Annotated in this window: 15 protein-coding genes, 1 tRNA gene and 1 pseudogene; 9 read left to right on the plus strand and 8 right to left on the minus strand. The window is 58.2% G+C overall.

Annotation, left to right across the window (positions count from 1 at the left end):
* Positions 1 to 20 precede the first annotated feature (20 nt).
* The 3 genes from BMH52_RS26295 to BMH52_RS26305 all read left to right on the plus strand — a co-directional run bounded on the left by BMH52_RS26295 (position 21) and on the right by BMH52_RS26305 (position 2,863).
* Complete coding sequence (locus tag BMH52_RS26295) at positions 21 to 1,658, plus strand: MFS transporter (protein ID WP_072433746.1); 1,638 nt, start codon at positions 21 to 23, stop codon at positions 1,656 to 1,658.
* Complete coding sequence (locus BMH52_RS26300; protein WP_038450971.1) at positions 1,651 to 2,745, plus strand: HlyD family secretion protein; 1,095 nt, start codon at positions 1,651 to 1,653, stop codon at positions 2,743 to 2,745. Before BMH52_RS26295 ends, BMH52_RS26300 begins: the two co-directional genes overlap by 8 nt.
* A 41-nt stretch (positions 2,746 to 2,786) precedes the next feature.
* Positions 2,787 to 2,863, plus strand: a tRNA-Asn gene (locus tag BMH52_RS26305).
* A 163-nt stretch (positions 2,864 to 3,026) separates the two neighbouring features.
* Here the strand turns inward: BMH52_RS26305 and BMH52_RS26310 are convergent.
* The 5 genes and pseudogenes from BMH52_RS26310 to BMH52_RS29360 form a co-directional block, all read right to left on the minus strand.
* On the minus strand, positions 3,027 to 3,923 hold the full coding sequence (locus BMH52_RS26310; RefSeq protein ID WP_032903718.1) for a viroplasmin family protein: 897 nt from the start codon (positions 3,921 to 3,923) through the stop codon (positions 3,027 to 3,029).
* Between the two features lie 236 nt (positions 3,924 to 4,159).
* Positions 4,160 to 4,510 (minus strand): annotated as a pseudogene (locus BMH52_RS26315) (conjugative transfer ATPase); the annotation flags it as partial.
* A 93-nt stretch (positions 4,511 to 4,603) separates the two neighbouring features.
* Positions 4,604 to 5,173: a type 1 glutamine amidotransferase family protein gene (locus BMH52_RS26320; RefSeq protein ID WP_032903716.1), complete on the minus strand. Its 570-nt coding sequence runs from the start codon at positions 5,171 to 5,173 to the stop codon at positions 4,604 to 4,606.
* A 302-nt stretch (positions 5,174 to 5,475) separates the two neighbouring features.
* Positions 5,476 to 5,823 (minus strand): hypothetical protein, encoded by a 348-nt coding sequence (locus BMH52_RS26325; RefSeq protein WP_072433747.1) that lies wholly within the window; start codon positions 5,821 to 5,823, stop codon positions 5,476 to 5,478.
* A complete protein-coding gene (locus tag BMH52_RS29360; protein ID WP_175556187.1) occupies positions 5,804 to 5,977 on the minus strand; it encodes a hypothetical protein in 174 nt (57 codons plus the stop codon). The genes BMH52_RS26325 and BMH52_RS29360 overlap by 20 nt, the downstream gene beginning before the upstream one ends.
* A 137-nt stretch (positions 5,978 to 6,114) precedes the next feature.
* On the opposite strand from BMH52_RS29360, the gene BMH52_RS26330 reads away from it, so the two are divergent.
* Both BMH52_RS26330 and BMH52_RS26335 read left to right on the plus strand, forming a co-directional pair.
* Entirely contained in the window at positions 6,115 to 6,789 is a 675-nt protein-coding gene (locus BMH52_RS26330; protein WP_019817535.1) for a response regulator transcription factor, read from the plus strand.
* Positions 6,782 to 8,092 carry a HAMP domain-containing sensor histidine kinase gene (locus BMH52_RS26335; RefSeq protein ID WP_014719226.1) on the plus strand — a complete coding sequence of 437 codons (1,311 nt, stop codon included), beginning with the start codon at positions 6,782 to 6,784 and terminating at the stop codon, positions 8,090 to 8,092. The genes BMH52_RS26330 and BMH52_RS26335 overlap by 8 nt, the downstream gene beginning before the upstream one ends.
* Before the next feature lie 125 nt (positions 8,093 to 8,217).
* Here BMH52_RS26335 and BMH52_RS26340 read toward each other — a convergent pair whose 3' ends face one another.
* The 3 genes from BMH52_RS26340 to BMH52_RS26345 all read right to left on the minus strand — a co-directional run bounded on the left by BMH52_RS26340 (position 8,218) and on the right by BMH52_RS26345 (position 11,034).
* Positions 8,218 to 10,080, minus strand: a complete 1,863-nt coding sequence (locus BMH52_RS26340; RefSeq protein ID WP_072433748.1) for a DUF3857 and transglutaminase domain-containing protein — start codon at positions 10,078 to 10,080, stop codon at positions 8,218 to 8,220.
* A gap of 287 nt (positions 10,081 to 10,367) precedes the next feature.
* Entirely contained in the window at positions 10,368 to 10,550 is a 183-nt protein-coding gene (locus BMH52_RS29090) for a hypothetical protein (protein WP_139271590.1), read from the minus strand.
* Positions 10,551 to 10,593: 43 nt separating this feature from the next.
* Positions 10,594 to 11,034, minus strand: a complete 441-nt coding sequence (locus BMH52_RS26345) for a hotdog fold domain-containing protein (protein ID WP_072433749.1) — start codon at positions 11,032 to 11,034, stop codon at positions 10,594 to 10,596.
* 134 nt (positions 11,035 to 11,168) lie between these two features.
* Here BMH52_RS26345 and BMH52_RS26350 point away from each other — a divergent pair, with 134 nt between their 5' ends.
* The 4 genes from BMH52_RS26350 (at position 11,169) to BMH52_RS26365 (ending at position 14,874) form a co-directional block, all read left to right on the plus strand.
* Positions 11,169 to 11,786 carry a TetR/AcrR family transcriptional regulator gene (locus tag BMH52_RS26350; protein WP_014719222.1) on the plus strand — a complete coding sequence of 206 codons (618 nt, stop codon included), beginning with the start codon at positions 11,169 to 11,171 and terminating at the stop codon, positions 11,784 to 11,786.
* A gap of 716 nt (positions 11,787 to 12,502) precedes the next feature.
* On the plus strand, positions 12,503 to 13,714 hold the full coding sequence (locus BMH52_RS26355) for a YeeE/YedE family protein (protein WP_019817537.1): 1,212 nt from the start codon (positions 12,503 to 12,505) through the stop codon (positions 13,712 to 13,714).
* Complete coding sequence (locus BMH52_RS26360) at positions 13,704 to 14,240, plus strand: GNAT family N-acetyltransferase (protein ID WP_072433750.1); 537 nt, start codon at positions 13,704 to 13,706, stop codon at positions 14,238 to 14,240. The genes BMH52_RS26355 and BMH52_RS26360 overlap by 11 nt, the downstream gene beginning before the upstream one ends.
* Positions 14,241 to 14,331: 91 nt before the next feature.
* Positions 14,332 to 14,874, plus strand: a complete 543-nt coding sequence (locus tag BMH52_RS26365; RefSeq protein WP_019817539.1) for a cysteine hydrolase family protein — start codon at positions 14,332 to 14,334, stop codon at positions 14,872 to 14,874.
* The last annotated feature ends 1 nt before the right edge of the window (position 14,875 follow it).

A 14,875-nucleotide genomic window follows, 5' to 3' on the forward strand; every position in this document is an offset into this window, starting at 1 on the left:
AAAGAAGGCGTTACCTGTACATGGCCAGCGCTGAATACGTGTTCAAAGCTGACGAGAAACCGGCGATGGCGGGCAGTCCTTATAAGCCCAGGCTGTCGCCGGCCAGGCGTGGCATATATTTTGTCGTAGGCTTATTCCTCGGGACCTGCACGACGCTGTGCAACGGCCTGGTGGCGAGCAATCTAGGCGTAATCTCTGGCTCTATTGGCGAGTACACGGCTCAGGTCTCGTGGTTGGTGGCAGTTTTTTTGGCGATCAATGCCAGCGCCAACCTGACCTTGGTCAAGGCCCGGATGCAGTTCGGAATCCCTTTGGTCACGGCAAGCATTGTCGGTACCTACATCGCTGCCTGTGTGCTGCAGTTACTGTGGCCCACTTTGACAGCTGCGGTCATTGCCACGGCGATCAACGGCTTGATGTGCGCGACGTTGATCGCCTTGAGTACCTATTATCTGATGCAGGCCATAGCCCCATCGGCCCAGCCGATGGCCCTGATTATCAGCGTAGGGCTTACCCAGATAGGATCGCCGGTGGCGCGCATGATTCCCGTGGAATTTCTCGCCTCGGAACATTGGCTGGGGCTGCACTTGTTGAATCTAGGCATTGGTATAGCGGTGTTGGGTGTGACGTTGGCGGTGCCTTTGCCACGCAGTGATAGGGCCAGCGTGTTTGCTGCCTCGGACGCAGTCGTGATTGTATTGCTGGTTTCATCCTTCCTGCTGTTTGCCGGTGTGCTTGGCCTCGGCCGGAGCTATTGGTGGACCGACGCGCCCTTTCTCGGCTGGATGCTGGTGGCGGCTATCTCGTTGCTGGTGACGGTGGTGTTCATTGAACGACGTCGGCGTCAGCCGCTGTTGCAATTGGAATGGCTGGGCAGTTTCGACTTGATGCGTTTTGTTGCGATTGCGCTGCTGGTTCGGCTATCGCTGGCCGAGCAGACTTTCGGCTCGGTAGGTTTGCTATCAATGGGCGGGCTCAATAACGATCAGTTGCGTGTCCTGTTTGCGTGCGTACTGGTGTCGATGCTGATGGGGATCGTCGTCGCTTGCCTGACGTTGTCGCCCAAACGTATCCCCTGGCAGGTCATGGTCGCGGCGTTGTTTATCGCAACGGGAGCGTATCTGGACTCGCAATCCACCAGCCTCACGCGTGCGCCGCAACTGTACCTGAGCCAGTGTTTGATTGGGTTCGGTGCGACGCTGTTCATCGGGCCTGCCTTGATCTTTGGCTTTCTCAAACTGTTCGCGAAGGGACCTCAGTACATGATCACGCTCGTGGTCCTGTACGGGGCGAGCCAGAGTATCGGCAGCCTGGCAGGGTCGGCTGTAATGGGCAGCTACGAGTTCATCAGAACCCAGTCCCATATCGCTAGCCTGGCGGACAGTGCGCCGATCACCAATCCCCTTGTCGTAGCGCGCCTCGGCATTGGCGAGGCGTTGCTTTCGAGTCATATAGCCGACCCGGAACAGCGCCAGAAACAGAGCAGCAAGCTGCTAGGACAAGCGTTGCAGCAACAGGCTAGCGTACTGGCATTCAATGACGTCTTTCGCATCGTGTCAGTGCTGGCTTTTGGCACCGCGATGTATGTGTTTTATCTGCAGATGTCGGCTTTTTTCCTCTCGCGCATCCGTCGCGAGCCTGAGAACGTAAATGACTGATTCCATGACTGTTCCATCGGATGTTGAACACACTGCTTTTCATTGGTCGCCCCCGCCCCGGGGCCGTTTGCAAGGCATCATCATGGTGCTGGCTGCGATTGGCGTTATTACGATCGTCCTGTACATCTGGAAGTTGCCGCCTTTTGACGCAGGTCTGCAACAGACAGATAACGCCTATGTGAGGGGGCGAACCACGGTGATTGCCCCTCAGGTCAGCGGCTATATCGTCCAGGTGGCCGGGCAAGATTTCGCGCAGGTCAAGCGAGGCGAGGTCCTTGTGCGTATTGACGATGAGGTCTATCAGGCGCAGGTAGATGAGGCGACGGCCAATCTTGGCGTCGCCAATGCCGACCTCTCCAACAACCAGCAGGCGCACGCTGCTCGCATGGCGGGCATCGAGAGTCATGTTGCAGCTATGGCCGGTGCGCAGGCGCGCTTATTGCGTGCCCGCGCTGACATGCAGCGCGCAAACGCGTTGGTCATGGATGGCGCCATTTCTACGCGCGAGCGCGACCAGGCACGAGCCGATTTCAGTCAAGCCCAGGCCGAGGTACAGCAGGCGGGTGCGCAAGAGTCGATTGCTCGGGAGGAGTTGCGTACCGTGGATGTCGGCCGTGAAGGTCTGGAAGCCCAGGTGCGGGTGGCACAGGCAAAACTGCGTGCGGCTCAGATTGATCTTAATCACACGGTCATCCAGGCGCCGGAGGATGGCGTGCTCGGAGAAGTGGGCGTGCGGTTGGGCCAATTCGTGACCCACGGCACACAATTGATGTCGGTAGTGCCCGCTGATCACTGGATAGTCGCGAACTACAAGGAGGCGCAGACTAAGGCTATTGCGCCCGGCCAGATCGCGACGCTCAGGATTGATGCGTTAGGAGGGGCGACGCTAACGGGGCATGTCGAGCGGCTCTCACCAGCGACGGGCTCGGAATTCGCGGTGCTCAAGCCGGACAATGCAACGGGCAATTTCGTCAAGGTACCGCAGCGTATCGGGGTGCGCATATCTGTTGATCCGGACCAGCCTTTCGAGTCCTCGCTGCGCCCGGGCATGTCGGTTGAGGTCGATGTCGATACGCGTCATCGGTGAGGAGGCGGGTAGGGGGCTATCAGCATTCAGTTGCCGTTGAGCCCTCTGGAGCGTATGGGCAGGTAGCAAATGACTGTTAATCATTGGGTCCCTGGTTCGAGTCCAGGTCGTGGAGCCAGATAGAGAAAAGCCTGCAGAAATGCAGGCTTTTTTACAAAGTGTTTCAACTGCCTCTCCTTTTGAACTAAATTAGTCGCTCTGTTGCAGTGCTACTGCGCAAGCCAGATGAGCTCCCGTGAACCAAGAAGGTAGCGCGTCACATGGGTATTAGTGGCACGCTTTTAATCTCCACGGATTCGGTCTATCGCTGCCGTATAGTCGAAATCGACAGTGATGCCATCGATGACCGCATGCAGTCGTCGATGCGGATGACCAGGTACAACCCAGAACTCGCTCGCAGGACCGCTCTGCTTTGTTGTACCCCATATCAAGCTGAGTTTTTCGATCGCTACAGGGTGCGCGACTCGGCCGAATGGTTCTCCCGAAAGGTAGCGGCGTAACTTGGTCTTGAGCTCAAATCGAGAGGGATAGTGATGGCGGCCTAGGTTAATAGGACCGTCTCCTATTATTTTATCCATGGGTGTCTGGGGCGCGCTATGGAGCTCCTGGATCTCACGGTGTTCTCTTAAGCGATTCCAGACGGTGTACCCCCTCTCGACATAATGTTTGATCCACTTAGTCTCGGCTTCTAGCGCCGCCATTTTAGAGTCACAAAACTCAATAGCCTTGAATGCAGGTACTTGGCCCTTTGCCAGAATTTGCGCGATTTTCGCTGCGGCTCGTTTTGTTTTTTCATGTGCGGTTCTTAGGTGGGCTTGCTGACGACGAGCAAAATTTCCGGTCTCGCCAACATAAAATGGCTCCTCAGTCTCAGGGTCCACGATTGCGTAAACGATGATTCGTTTCGGACTGGTGCCGTCTAGCGCTTTTTGAAAGGGTACGTCGCTCGATGCAGCTCCTAAGATTTCAGAGTTAAAGTGGTAGATGGGAGAGTGGCAGGAGTGTGGATTGCGTGTGTTCTGCCGGTACCATTCTTCTGCGAGCTCAAGTGATCTGAAGGCTCGATGATCAGCGCCCGGAAAGTGATCGATAGCAAGGCGGGCACCGCCTTCCCACTTGTTGAAAATGCCCGTCTGGCGGCCATGCACCACTGCGTAAAAACGAGGTTTTTTTGCCATGAGGAGCAACCTTCTTCAGTCTTCTTCCCTGTTTTACGTATAGCTATTCGTCCATCCATTGCCCTTGGACGAAATAGATGCTGTCCGGTAAAGGCGGATCAGCACGATCGACGATACGATGGCGAGCCTTGCCCCTGCAATTGATACTTCCCATGAGCCGGAATTATGAGATTTGGCTGGACGATAATGTTTAATGCCTCGCTCCTGAAGTTCTAGGTCTGCTACTGAACTCCACCTTAAAAGAGCATGCCGCGCCTGTGGTGAATGGCTCTAGCCACTGCCATAGCGGCGTCCAGCTCGCTCATTCCATGCACATTCATCAGTCTGAATCGCTAAGCTTTCTCTTCTGGCCCAGTCATCGCCATCGCCAGGTAAAGGCTCGGCGGTACCGCCCGAAACAGCACCTCCGTGGACTTCGACAGAATAACCCCCTCCGTGAGTTTCCCTGACTCCTTACGAGCTGAAAGCATCAGCGCTTTTTGAGCATCATTGAGTTCGCGGAACCGGGCGATTTTGTTGACCTCGTCAGGCGGCATGTCCAGACATATCCACCACTCAATCATGTTCAGCAACGGTTCTGCCGCTTTGAGTATTGGAGGGGCGGTTCAACGGTGACGCGCGCTACGGCCCGGTAACTGGCCGCAGCGCCGAGGTGAGGGGGAGAGATAGAGGGAAAGGGTTCAGCCGTGAATATGTTCAGCCGCATGCATGGCCAGGTAGGCATCCAGCTTCTTGTCGTTCAAACCCAAGGTGTCGAGAATTTGCGCCATGAAACTGACCGGCGCGCTGCCAGGAGCCGTGACCACACCCTGGTCGGCAACGGCGTACGGTACGTCCTGGTAATAATCTGCTCCGCGATAATGCACCTGCTTGAGGTTGTCAGCGGAATTGGAGGTGTGCTGCAAGTGATCCAGCACTCCAGCCTTGGCGAGTACGCGGGTACCGTCACAGATTCCCGCCACGACGATGTTCCTGGCGTGAGCCTCACGGACCAGCGCCTCGATGGCGGGGGCGTTGTCTGTTCTCCAGATCGGGCCTCCCGGCACAATCAGCAAGTCGACATCGTCCAGCCGAATGGCCTCGATGGCCAGGTCGGGAATGATGGTCATGCCTCCGGATGATGTTACTTGCTTGCCACCGGGAGCGGCAAAACAAGTCTCGAAGCCATAGTAGGCGCGGCCCGTGGAATTGATCAGCGCGGGCTCCCAGTCAGAAAAATTCTCGGTGAGAATAGTAACGGCACGTACCATTTGAGTGTCCTTCTCAAGTTTCCATGATAATCAGCAGCAACCTGCCCAGTAGGGTTGTCCTGGTGGGCATTGCCGTCGAGTGTACTCGCCAGCGGGGGTGATGGGTGGTGTGGTGGAGGATTGGCAGTATGTGTTTCAACTAACAATGACAGTGATCAACGCGGCGGTATATTCAGGCGTTAAAGGTTGAGAGGGTGTTCTGGTGCGCTGCACAGCTCGCCGTTGCGCAGCAAGTCTGCCTCCAGCGCAGCGGCTTTAGAGCGGCCCAGCGCCTGCACTGGGTAAGCATAAAGGCCGTGCATCTAAAACGTGCGCGGTGATTGAACTGCAGGCAGGAGGTAGTCGAACCGTTGCGCAAGGTTCCAGGCTGATAGCCGCTGCAGCTCATCGACATCGATCGACTCATCTTCCTGCGCGGGGTAGCACTCGTCACCACTGCGCCTGTCATCGGGATAGACCATAAAACCACCACGGCCGTCAGGGCAGTCGGGCAGATACACCGAGGACAGGTCGCGTTGCTCATCGAGGTGCGCATTCAAGCGCGCGATATAGATACCCATCGAAACCGCCACACCAATAACCAGCACCACGCAGGCGACCAACTGGCTGGCATAGTTGGCGCCCAGCTCATCACGACGCACGGGCGACATGACACGACCCTGTCTGCTCAACATTCTGGCCAACCAGAAACCAGCCATTGCCTCCCATGCGTACCAGCTGAGTTTGCTGTGGAAGGATGCCCACCATCAGCGCGAGGAAAATCACGGCTAACAGCACCCCTTTGATCATCGAATACAGGTTCATGACGGTGACGAGCTCTGGATAAGAAGAGCCTTAGCCTAAGCAGCACCAGGTTAACGCCAGGTAAACATCGGGGGATAAAGCCCGACTTCCGCTATTCTTCACACCGCTGCGCACTGCCTGCCCGAGGGGTTTTTTCCGTGCATATTCATCTGCTGCTGGTCGAGGACAATCTGGACCTGGCTACCACCGTCATCGAGTACCTGGAGATCAGCGGCATCGTCTGCGATCACGTCAGTAATGGTCAGACCGGACTTAACCTGGCCCTCAATCAGCATTACGACGTTATTCTCCTGGATATCATGCTGCCGCGACTGGATGGCCAGCAGGTATGCGATCGGTTGCGCCAGCAAGGCATCCAGACGCCGATCCTGATGCTGACCTCGCTGGACGCGTTATCCGACAAGCTCGCCAGTTTTGCCGCTGGCGCCGACGACTACCTGGTCAAGCCGTTCGAACTGGCCGAACTGGTCGCCAGGATTCGTGCCCTGAGCCTGCGTCGCAGCGGCCAGACCAGTCGGCTGCAAGTGGACGACCTGGTGATGGAACTGACCACGCGTAAAGTCAGCCGGGCAGGGCAGGAGCTGCATTTGTCGCCCATCTGTTGGACCTTGTTGGAAAACCTGATGCGCGCAAGTCCTCAACCGGTCTCTCGGGAGCGCCTGGAGGCGAAGATCTGGGGCGATGAGCCGCCCGACAGTAATTCGCTCAAAGTACATATGCATCGGCTGCGCAAGACGGTAGACAAACCCTTTGGCCGGCCGTTGATTCATACCCTGGCGGGTGTCGGCATTCAGGTAAAACCCCATGCGTAACGGCCTGAGTCTGAAGTGGGTAATCAGCGGCAGTTTCCTGTGTCTGATTGCGGTGGTGCTGGTGATCTACAGCAAGCTGCTGCCTGAATTCACCGTGCGCGGCCTGTTCTACACGGCCAGCGCGATGATGGAGGAGGAAGCTCAGTATTTTCTCCGGCACTACAAACAGGACCCGACCACGCCGACGCCGCACAATTACTTCTACACCAGCGTCATCGGCAAGGAGGCGTTGCCGCAGGACGTGCGCGAGTTGCTCACGACATCGCCGAGCCTGTCCTTCGGCGCGGTGAATATCTTTGGCGATCTCTATTCCGATGACGACGACGAGCCCTTCCAGATCATCCTCGAACAACCCCTGGGTGACGGCAAAATCCTCTACATGTACGACATCGATCACGATAAGGAAGCAGGGGGAGAGGTCGAGACGCCGTTGTCTGACGCCTATTTCGATCAGGTCATAGAGAGTGTCAAGTTCATCAGCCTGGCGGTCTTCGTGCCGGCGCTGATCATCATCGCCTTGCTGGTCTGGTGGCTGGTTCGGCCGCTGGGGCGCCTGGTGCAATGGTCCGGCACACTCAAAGACCCTGAGGCACTGACCGGCACACGGCCGGGTTTCAGTTTCAAGGAGTTCAACATGCTGGCTGATGCCCTGGCCAAAAGTGTTGAGCAGGTGCAGGCCGCCAGCCAGCGCGAAGGCCGCCTGTTGCGCTACACCAGCCATGAACTGCGCACGCCCCTGGCGGTGCTCAAGGCCACTATCGAATTGTTGGCCCTGCAATCGGGCGGTGTGCTGCCACCCTCATTGCAGCGCATAGAACGCTCGGTGTTGAATATGCAACTGATCGCCGAGACATTGCTGTGGATGAGTCGCGAGCGTCCAGAGCCGCTGCCGGAAGAAGACGTTGACCTGAGCGAGCTGGTGGGCGACCTGATTGAAAAACACCGCTACCTGATCGGTCACCGGGATATTGAGCTGAGCATCGACATCCACAACGAACCTTGCCGACTGCCCCCTACGGCGTGTCGTATCGTGATCGGCAACTTCCTGCGCAATGCGCTGCAATACGCGGAAGAGGGCACGGTGGATATCAGTTTCAAATACCCCCGGCTGGTGATTGCCAATTACATCAACGAGGCCAAGCCGCGGCAGGAATCCGACGACTATGGATATGGTCTTGGGTTGCAGTTGATGCGGCAATTGTGCGCAAAGCTGGGCTGGCAGATTGAGGTGATCCGTGAGCAACAGAGGTTTACGGTCATTCTTGATTTTACGAGCGGGCGGGCTGTCGAGTCAGAACGTTAAGGCTGATAGCGCCTCACAGAAGCGCCAACCGGGTTAGGAACGGTTTTATAGCTGCGCCTCAGCATGCAGTCCCCGCTTCCCGGGCGCCAGTGCATAACCACTGACACGCAAGAAGGGCTAAGGCGTTACAACGTCTGCACAATCACCTGGCTTTTCAAATCGTTGACCATGCCTTCAATCGCCGGCTGCATGGCCGCAAAATCCTCCGGCGTGCAGAGAATCTCTGGCTTGCTAAACACATATTGGCGCGTGATCAGCACCGTATTGGCCTTCTTCACATAGGTCGAGCGGTAGTCGAAGCCCGCCTGTTTCACCGACACCGCCTTGGGCACCGCGAGGATCTTCACCTTGGCGGGGAACTCCAGGCGCGCTACTTCTGATATCTCACTCGAAAGGCAGGAGAAGTTCTGAGTGCGTTCCTTTTCAGCCATCAAGGAAAACACGCTCTGGCCAATACCGCCGGCCAGGCTGGATAGGGTAGGCACCCCAGTGGGGCCCGGCAGGTTCACCAGGTTGCTGGTGTGGCCATTGATCGCGAACTTGAAGGTATTGGCAGTACTGTCCAAAGCGTCAGTTTCGATCACGCCGCTACCGGATTGCCCAAACATGCTCAGGACCTGTTGCACCAACTGATTACGGTCGGCTGGCTGCATGGCCTTGAGCATGAAGCGGTTAAGCTCCGCGCCCCAACCGTCGATGGTGGAGTCATTGGTAAAGTCTGCAGCGCCTTTGGTGTTGACCTTGAACACCATGGTTGTGTCCACTTTGCCAGGCTGGCGGGACGGTGTCTGCTTACGCTCACCGGTCTGTGTCAGTAATACCGGTTTGCCGAGTTCGGGCAGAGGCAGGTAGCCAGCGGCGATGGGTGTCGCGGTGGAGTCCAGGTACAGATCGAGGCTGGGTACATAAGTGATTACATGGTTGAGCACGCCCAGGGTCGGCACCTGGGGCAGTACGTAGGCGTTGCCGGCGTTGATCAGTGCGGGCGAGCTTTCAATGGCGACGGCTTTGAGCAGCGCTTCAAGCAGGGCTACATGGTCTTTGCAGTCGCCATAACGGTTATCCAGCACCGCCTGCGCTGAATGCGGCACCACGCCACCGGCACCGACGTACACGGCCACATAGCGAATGTTCTTGCGTACCCAGTCACTCAGCACCAAGGCCTTGCTGCGTGGGTTGTCGAGGTTGGCGGTGAGTTCCTTGGCCAGTTGGGTCATGGCCGGGGTCACTTCTACCTGTGCGCGTGCGGCGTAGGCCTGGGCAAACTGTTTGTAGTCGGTGAACGTCGATACGGCCAGCAGTTGCCCGTAGTCGGTGTAGGCAACGGAGCCATCTTCCACGCGATTTTTCTTGGTTTGTTCCACGTCCCAGCGGTACACCGTTCGCCCGTTGGCGTTGACTGGCGTGGACGCTTTGAAACCCCATGAGTCGGCGTACAGCTTCATTTCGGCGGGCATGTCGTAGCTCAGGCGCACCTGCTCATTCTGGTAGAAATCCGGCGAGAAAAGGTCTTCGAACTGCCCCGCAAACAACGGCGTATTACGATGGCGCTGGTACCGCAGAACCATGCGATCGCCCACTTGCAGCTCCGGGAAGATCACCACTTTGACCCGCGAGTCCTGAAACATCGGCGCCTGGGCAGACTCCAGTTCCTGCTGCTCCTTGATCCGGTCTGGTGTTACCACGACTTTGCGGCCATCGGATTTGAGCGTGTAGGCCTCGACAATATCCAGAGTTTCCAGGGTGCGATTGTAGGTCACAGAGCGCTGGGCGTTGGAGGTGATCGCGCGCTCTTCATTGATCCGCATAACCCGTTCGACATCCAGCACAAAGCTACCGTCGGGGTTCACGACGTAGGACTGGATGTTTTTTTCGTGGGTCAGGGAAAGGTCGGTGTAATCGGCACGGGCTGGCGTCGTCAACAGCGCGCAGACCGTGACTGCCAGCACACCGAACAGGCGTAACGAAGAGAGCGGGAGGCTTTGCATAGAGATCCTTCTGAGCTAGGGGGCGCCATTTCACCGGCCGTGTGTTCCTGAATAAGCCGATGGATAGGACTCGCAAGTGCTTCGCCTACTCAATTGGCTGACGTTCAGGGGTTATGAAGATTTTTTAGGTTTCTCTCGCACGCTATGTGTGCCGAGACTTCCCATTGAGTAAGACGTTTTCGAAGGATTTTATTTAGCGCTGGTTAATCAGAAAGTTAAAAGCTTTGATCCGTGTCTCTTGGGAGAAGAGGTATTTTTTTGACGGCCGATGATCTTTTCCCGTCCTCTTATTTGATATGCCGATAAGGCGTTGGCCATTGATACCTTCGCCCTGGAAAAGACTGGTTCAGCTCGCCGTTGGCGGTATTGCCGATGCGCAATTGATGCCGCACGTCGCCGGCGATACCACCACCGCAATCCGCACCGCTTCGCAGTGCATCGTCGACCGCACCAGGCGTCCAGTCACGCATTGCAGATGCCGCATAGCTGATACTGCCTGGGCCGGCCGAATACCTAAGCGAGCTTCACATTCATGGTGATGTGAGCGGTGAAGACCTTGACGCCACCCGCATCGAAAATCTCGACCGGCACGATCTTGTCCCCCGCAGTCTGCCAATCGATAGCACTGCCATCGGCAACAGCGCGGATATCGGTTTTCGCCTTGGCCAGGTATTCCACGGTCATACCCTTGGGAATCCAGCGTGCGCCTGCGGGAATCGACGCGTCGGTCATCATGCCGCCGGCCAGTTCGGCGGCGTTGCACAGCGCGATGGCATGCACCGAGGCCAGGTGGTTGGTGATTTCCTTGCGAAACGGCACGGTGACCACCGCACGGTTGGGTTTGAGCTCCGCGATCTCGGGAGTGATGGTGCTGAAGTAGGGCGCCATTTGGCACGCCAGGTTGCTGAATGCGGCGGGGCCTACGCTATTGAACATGCTCAGGGCTTGGCTCATCGGAATATCCTCAAGGGGTAGTTACAGAATAATATTCTGTAGCGGAACAATATTCTGTAAATTCCATGACTGTCAACCTGAGCTTTCTCTGCTGGGCGCTCAGCCTATAAACTGTTTCGATTTGGCGTTCTCCCATGCACTCCATCGATCTCATTGAGCGCACCTTCCCCGGCAGGCGCAGCGACCTCAAACGCACCATCCTGCGTGAGGCGCTGGCCTGTTTTAACGAGGCAGGCATCGAGGCGACCAACATCGAGACCATTCGTGCGCGCTGCGACACCAGTGTGGGGGCTATCTATCACCACTTCGGCAACAAGGAAGGGCTGGTCGCCGCGCTGTTCTTCGCTGCGCTGGAAGACCAGGCCGCCCTGCGTGACCACTACCTGCAAGCGGCGGATACGGCCCATGCCGGTGTGGTCGGCCTGGTGTACAGCTACGTTGAGTGGGTCACCGCCCAGCCGGACTGGGCGCGGTTTGTTTTCCAGAGCCGTTTCGCCGTGTCCAGCGGGCCGTTCAAGGACGAGTTGATTGCCCGCAACAAGCAGCGCAACCAGCAGTTGAAGGAGTGGATGGGCGGGGAAGGGCGCAAGGAGCACTTCAGTCATTTGCCCGCAGAACTTATCCCTTCGCTGATCATTGGCGCGGCCGAAAGCTACTCGCGTGCGTGGCTGTCGGCGAAGGTCAAAAAAAGCCCCTTTGAGTACCGCGAACTGCTGGCTGAAGCCGCGTGGAAGTCGATCAGCCTGGGTTAGTCAGTCCTCCATTCCCTGTGGGAGCTGTCGAGCTTCAGCGAGGCTGCGAAAGCGGTGGTTCAGGCGCTGAAGAGGTTGCCTGTGCCGCCGCCATCGCAGCCTCGCTGGGGCTCGACAGCTCCCGCATTTGGGCGGTGTTGCTGTCGAGAGTTGTGTTTGGCGCGATGGCCCTGCAAAGCGTGATTCCACATACACCGCCGATCCCCTGTGGGAGCTGTCGAGCTTCAGCGAGGCTGCGAAAGCGCTGGCTCAGGCGATGAAGAGGTTGCCTGTGCCGCCGCCTTCGCAGCCTCGCTGGGGCTCGACAGCTCCCGCATTTGGGCGGTGTTGCTGTCGAGAGTTGTGTTTGGCGCAATGGCCCTGCAAACCGATATTCCACATACACCGCCGATCTCCTGTGGGAGCTGTCGAGCTTTAGCGAGGCTGCGAAAGCGGTGGTTCAGGCGCTGAAGATTTTGCCTGTGCCGCCGCCATCGCAGCCTCGCTGGGGCTCGACAGCTCCCACATTTGGGCGGTGTTGCTGTCGAGAGTTGTGTTTGGCGCGATGGCCCTGCAAACCGATATTCCACATACACCGCCGATCTCCTGTGGGAGCTGTCGAGCTTCAGCGAGGCTGCGAAAGCGGTAGTTCAAACGATGATCCTTTCGGTAATGCCCCACCTGATCAAATTCCTTCTGAGGCTATACTTGCCTCCTTCCAACCAATCGAGAACCCCATGAGCACCTCTCTTTCCCTGACGCCTGCGCGCAAGCCGCTCGCGCCACTGATTGCCTTTATCATCCTGGTGGCGGGCGCGCTGTTCCTGCAAAACATGGTAGGCGCACGCCAGGTGTTGCTGCTGGTGGTCGGCGCCGCGCTGGGCCTGACGCTGTATCACGCAGCCTTCGGTTTTACCTCGGCCTGGCGCGTGTTTATCAATGATCGGCGCGGCGCCGGCTTGCGTGCGCAAATGGTGATGCTGGCTGTGGCGGTGCTGTTGTTTTTCCCGGCGTTGGGCGCGGGCACTTTGTTCGGTCAGCCGGTCGTGGGGCTGGTGGCGCCGGCCGGTGTGTCGGTGGTGTTCGGGGCGTTCATCTTCGGGATCGGCATGCAGCTGGGTGGTGGTTGTGCGTCGGGTACTTTGTTCACCGTGGGCGGCGGTAATGCCCGGATGTTGGTGACGCTGCTGTTCTTTATCTGCGGCTCGTTGATCGCCACCCACCATGTCGACTGGTGGTTTGCACTGCCATCGTTCCCGGCGGTTTCCATTGTCAAAAGTTTCGGTGTGCTGCCGGCGCTGGTCTTGAGCCTGGCGGTGTTCGCGCTGATTGCAGTGGTGACAGTGCGCCTGGAAAAGCGCCGTCACGGCCAGCTTGAACAAGGCGTGCAAAGCGAGCACCAAGGGCTACGCCGCTTCCTGCGCGGACCCTGGCCGCTGGTGTGGGGCGCGATTGGCCTGGCGCTGCTCAACTACGCCACCCTCGCCCTGGCCGGACGGCCGTGGGGCATCACCTCGGCGTTCGCGCTGTGGGGCGCCAAGGTGGCGAGCGGGCTGGGCGTGGATGTCGCCAGTTGGGCATTCTGGCAGATGCCGGGCAATGCCAAGGCCCTGGCTGCACCGGTGTGGGAAGACATCACCAGCGTCATGGACATCGGCATTGTCCTCGGCGCGTTGCTGGCCGCAGGCCTGGCCGGGCGTTTCGCGCCCAGCCTGAACATCCCGCTGCGCTCGTTGATCGCGGCGGTGATCGGCGGCCTGATGCTCGGCTATGGGTCGCGCCTGGCCTATGGCTGCAACATCGGCGCGTACTTCAGTGGCATCGCCTCGGGCAGCCTGCATGGCTGGGTGTGGCTGGTGGCGGCCTTTATCGGCAACGGCGTGGGCGTACGTTTACGGCCCTTCTTCTTTGCGGGTGAACGGCCCCAGGTGGCATTGAGTGGCTGCTGAGCAGTCCACGCACATTATTCGCCTGGCGCGCGCGCAAGATGCCGGTTTGTTGCCCGCCATCGAGCAGTGCGCAGCCCAGGCATTTGGCGCAATCGAAGGGCTGGCTTGGCTGGCGGATGCGGCGTCGATCAGCATCGAACGCCATCGGCAATGGATCGCGCTATCGACCTGTTGGGTGGTGGTTGATGACCACGATCACCCTCAAGGCTTCCTCAGCGCAGAACGCTTTGGTGACGACCTGCATATCCATGAAGTGTCGGTTGCCCAGCCGCTGCAAGGCCAGGGCTGGGGGCGCCGATTGGTGGAAACGGCGATAGAGCATGCCCGCGCCCAACACCTGCGTGCGGTGACGCTGACCACCTTCAAGCATGTACCCTGGAATGCTCCGTTCTACCGGCGCCTGGGCTTTGCGCCTCACGTTGATTCGCGTCTGGAAACGATCCTGGCGGATGAGTACGCCCATGGCTTCGAACCCGGCAGCCGTTGTGCCATGGCGTGCCCGGTGACATGTCCGAATCCGTCCTGAAGTAGTCTGCCTTGCGTCTGTCGCGCACTGTGGGTGGTCCTTACCATGGCGTGCATCGTTTACCCACTGATGCAAGCCACAAGGACCGTCCATGACCCATAAAGCCCTGATCGTGATCGACGCCCAACATTCCTTCCGCCATTCAACCTACTGGTCCGAAAACGACCTGCCCGACTATCTGGAAAAACAGCAGGCCCTCATCGATGGTTGTGTTCAGCGCGGCATCCCGGTGGTACAAGTCTTCCATGTTGAAGACCAGGGGCATTTCTCCATGCAATCGGGCAACGTCAGGGCATTGAGCGAGCTGTCGATCAATCCACAGTTGGTGATCCACAAGCGTTACCACAGCGCCTTCGCCGGTACGCCCCTGGCCGCTCGCCTCACGGAGATGGACGTCACCACGCTGATCATCAGTGGCATCCGGACCGAGCAATGCTGCGAGACCACCACGCGGCAGGCGTCGGACAGCGGCTTCAAGGTGGACTTTGTCAGTGAAGCGACATTGACGTTCCCCATGACCCACCTGCGTAGCGGCCGGGAGTACACCTCTGCGCAAATCCGCGAACGCACGGAGCTGGTGCTGGAAGAGCGTTTTGCGCGCATCGTCACGGTCGAACAGGCCTTGGAAGGATGAA

Origin of the sequence: Pseudomonas sp. BTN1 (assembly GCF_001907715.1) — a bacterium.
Classification (GTDB): domain Bacteria; phylum Pseudomonadota; class Gammaproteobacteria; order Pseudomonadales; family Pseudomonadaceae; genus Aquipseudomonas; species Aquipseudomonas paracarnis.

What these genes read in the sequence shown, in the direction of transcription:
- BMH52_RS26355 (WP_019817537.1), top strand. Translation starts at nt 12,503, where the DNA reads ATGAGCACCTCTCTTTCCCTGACGCCTGCGCGCAAGCCGCTCGCGCCA.
- BMH52_RS26325 (WP_072433747.1), bottom strand. Translation starts at nt 5,823, where the DNA reads ATGTCGCCCGTGCGTCGTGATGAGCTGGGCGCCAACTATGCCAGCCAG.
- BMH52_RS26345 (WP_072433749.1), bottom strand. Translation starts at nt 11,034, where the DNA reads ATGAGCCAAGCCCTGAGCATGTTCAATAGCGTAGGCCCCGCCGCATTC.
- BMH52_RS26335 (WP_014719226.1), top strand. Translation starts at nt 6,782, where the DNA reads ATGCGTAACGGCCTGAGTCTGAAGTGGGTAATCAGCGGCAGTTTCCTG.
- BMH52_RS29090 (WP_139271590.1), bottom strand. Translation starts at nt 10,550, where the DNA reads ATGCGTGACTGGACGCCTGGTGCGGTCGACGATGCACTGCGAAGCGGT.
- BMH52_RS26310 (WP_032903718.1), bottom strand. Translation starts at nt 3,923, where the DNA reads ATGGCAAAAAAACCTCGTTTTTACGCAGTGGTGCATGGCCGCCAGACG.
- BMH52_RS26320 (WP_032903716.1), bottom strand. Translation starts at nt 5,173, where the DNA reads ATGGTACGTGCCGTTACTATTCTCACCGAGAATTTTTCTGACTGGGAG.
- BMH52_RS26350 (WP_014719222.1), top strand. Translation starts at nt 11,169, where the DNA reads ATGCACTCCATCGATCTCATTGAGCGCACCTTCCCCGGCAGGCGCAGC.
- BMH52_RS26295 (WP_072433746.1), top strand. Translation starts at nt 21, where the DNA reads ATGGCCAGCGCTGAATACGTGTTCAAAGCTGACGAGAAACCGGCGATG.
- BMH52_RS26300 (WP_038450971.1), top strand. Translation starts at nt 1,651, where the DNA reads ATGACTGATTCCATGACTGTTCCATCGGATGTTGAACACACTGCTTTT.
- BMH52_RS29360 (WP_175556187.1), bottom strand. Translation starts at nt 5,977, where the DNA reads ATGAACCTGTATTCGATGATCAAAGGGGTGCTGTTAGCCGTGATTTTC.
- BMH52_RS26340 (WP_072433748.1), bottom strand. Translation starts at nt 10,080, where the DNA reads ATGCAAAGCCTCCCGCTCTCTTCGTTACGCCTGTTCGGTGTGCTGGCA.
- BMH52_RS26365 (WP_019817539.1), top strand. Translation starts at nt 14,332, where the DNA reads ATGACCCATAAAGCCCTGATCGTGATCGACGCCCAACATTCCTTCCGC.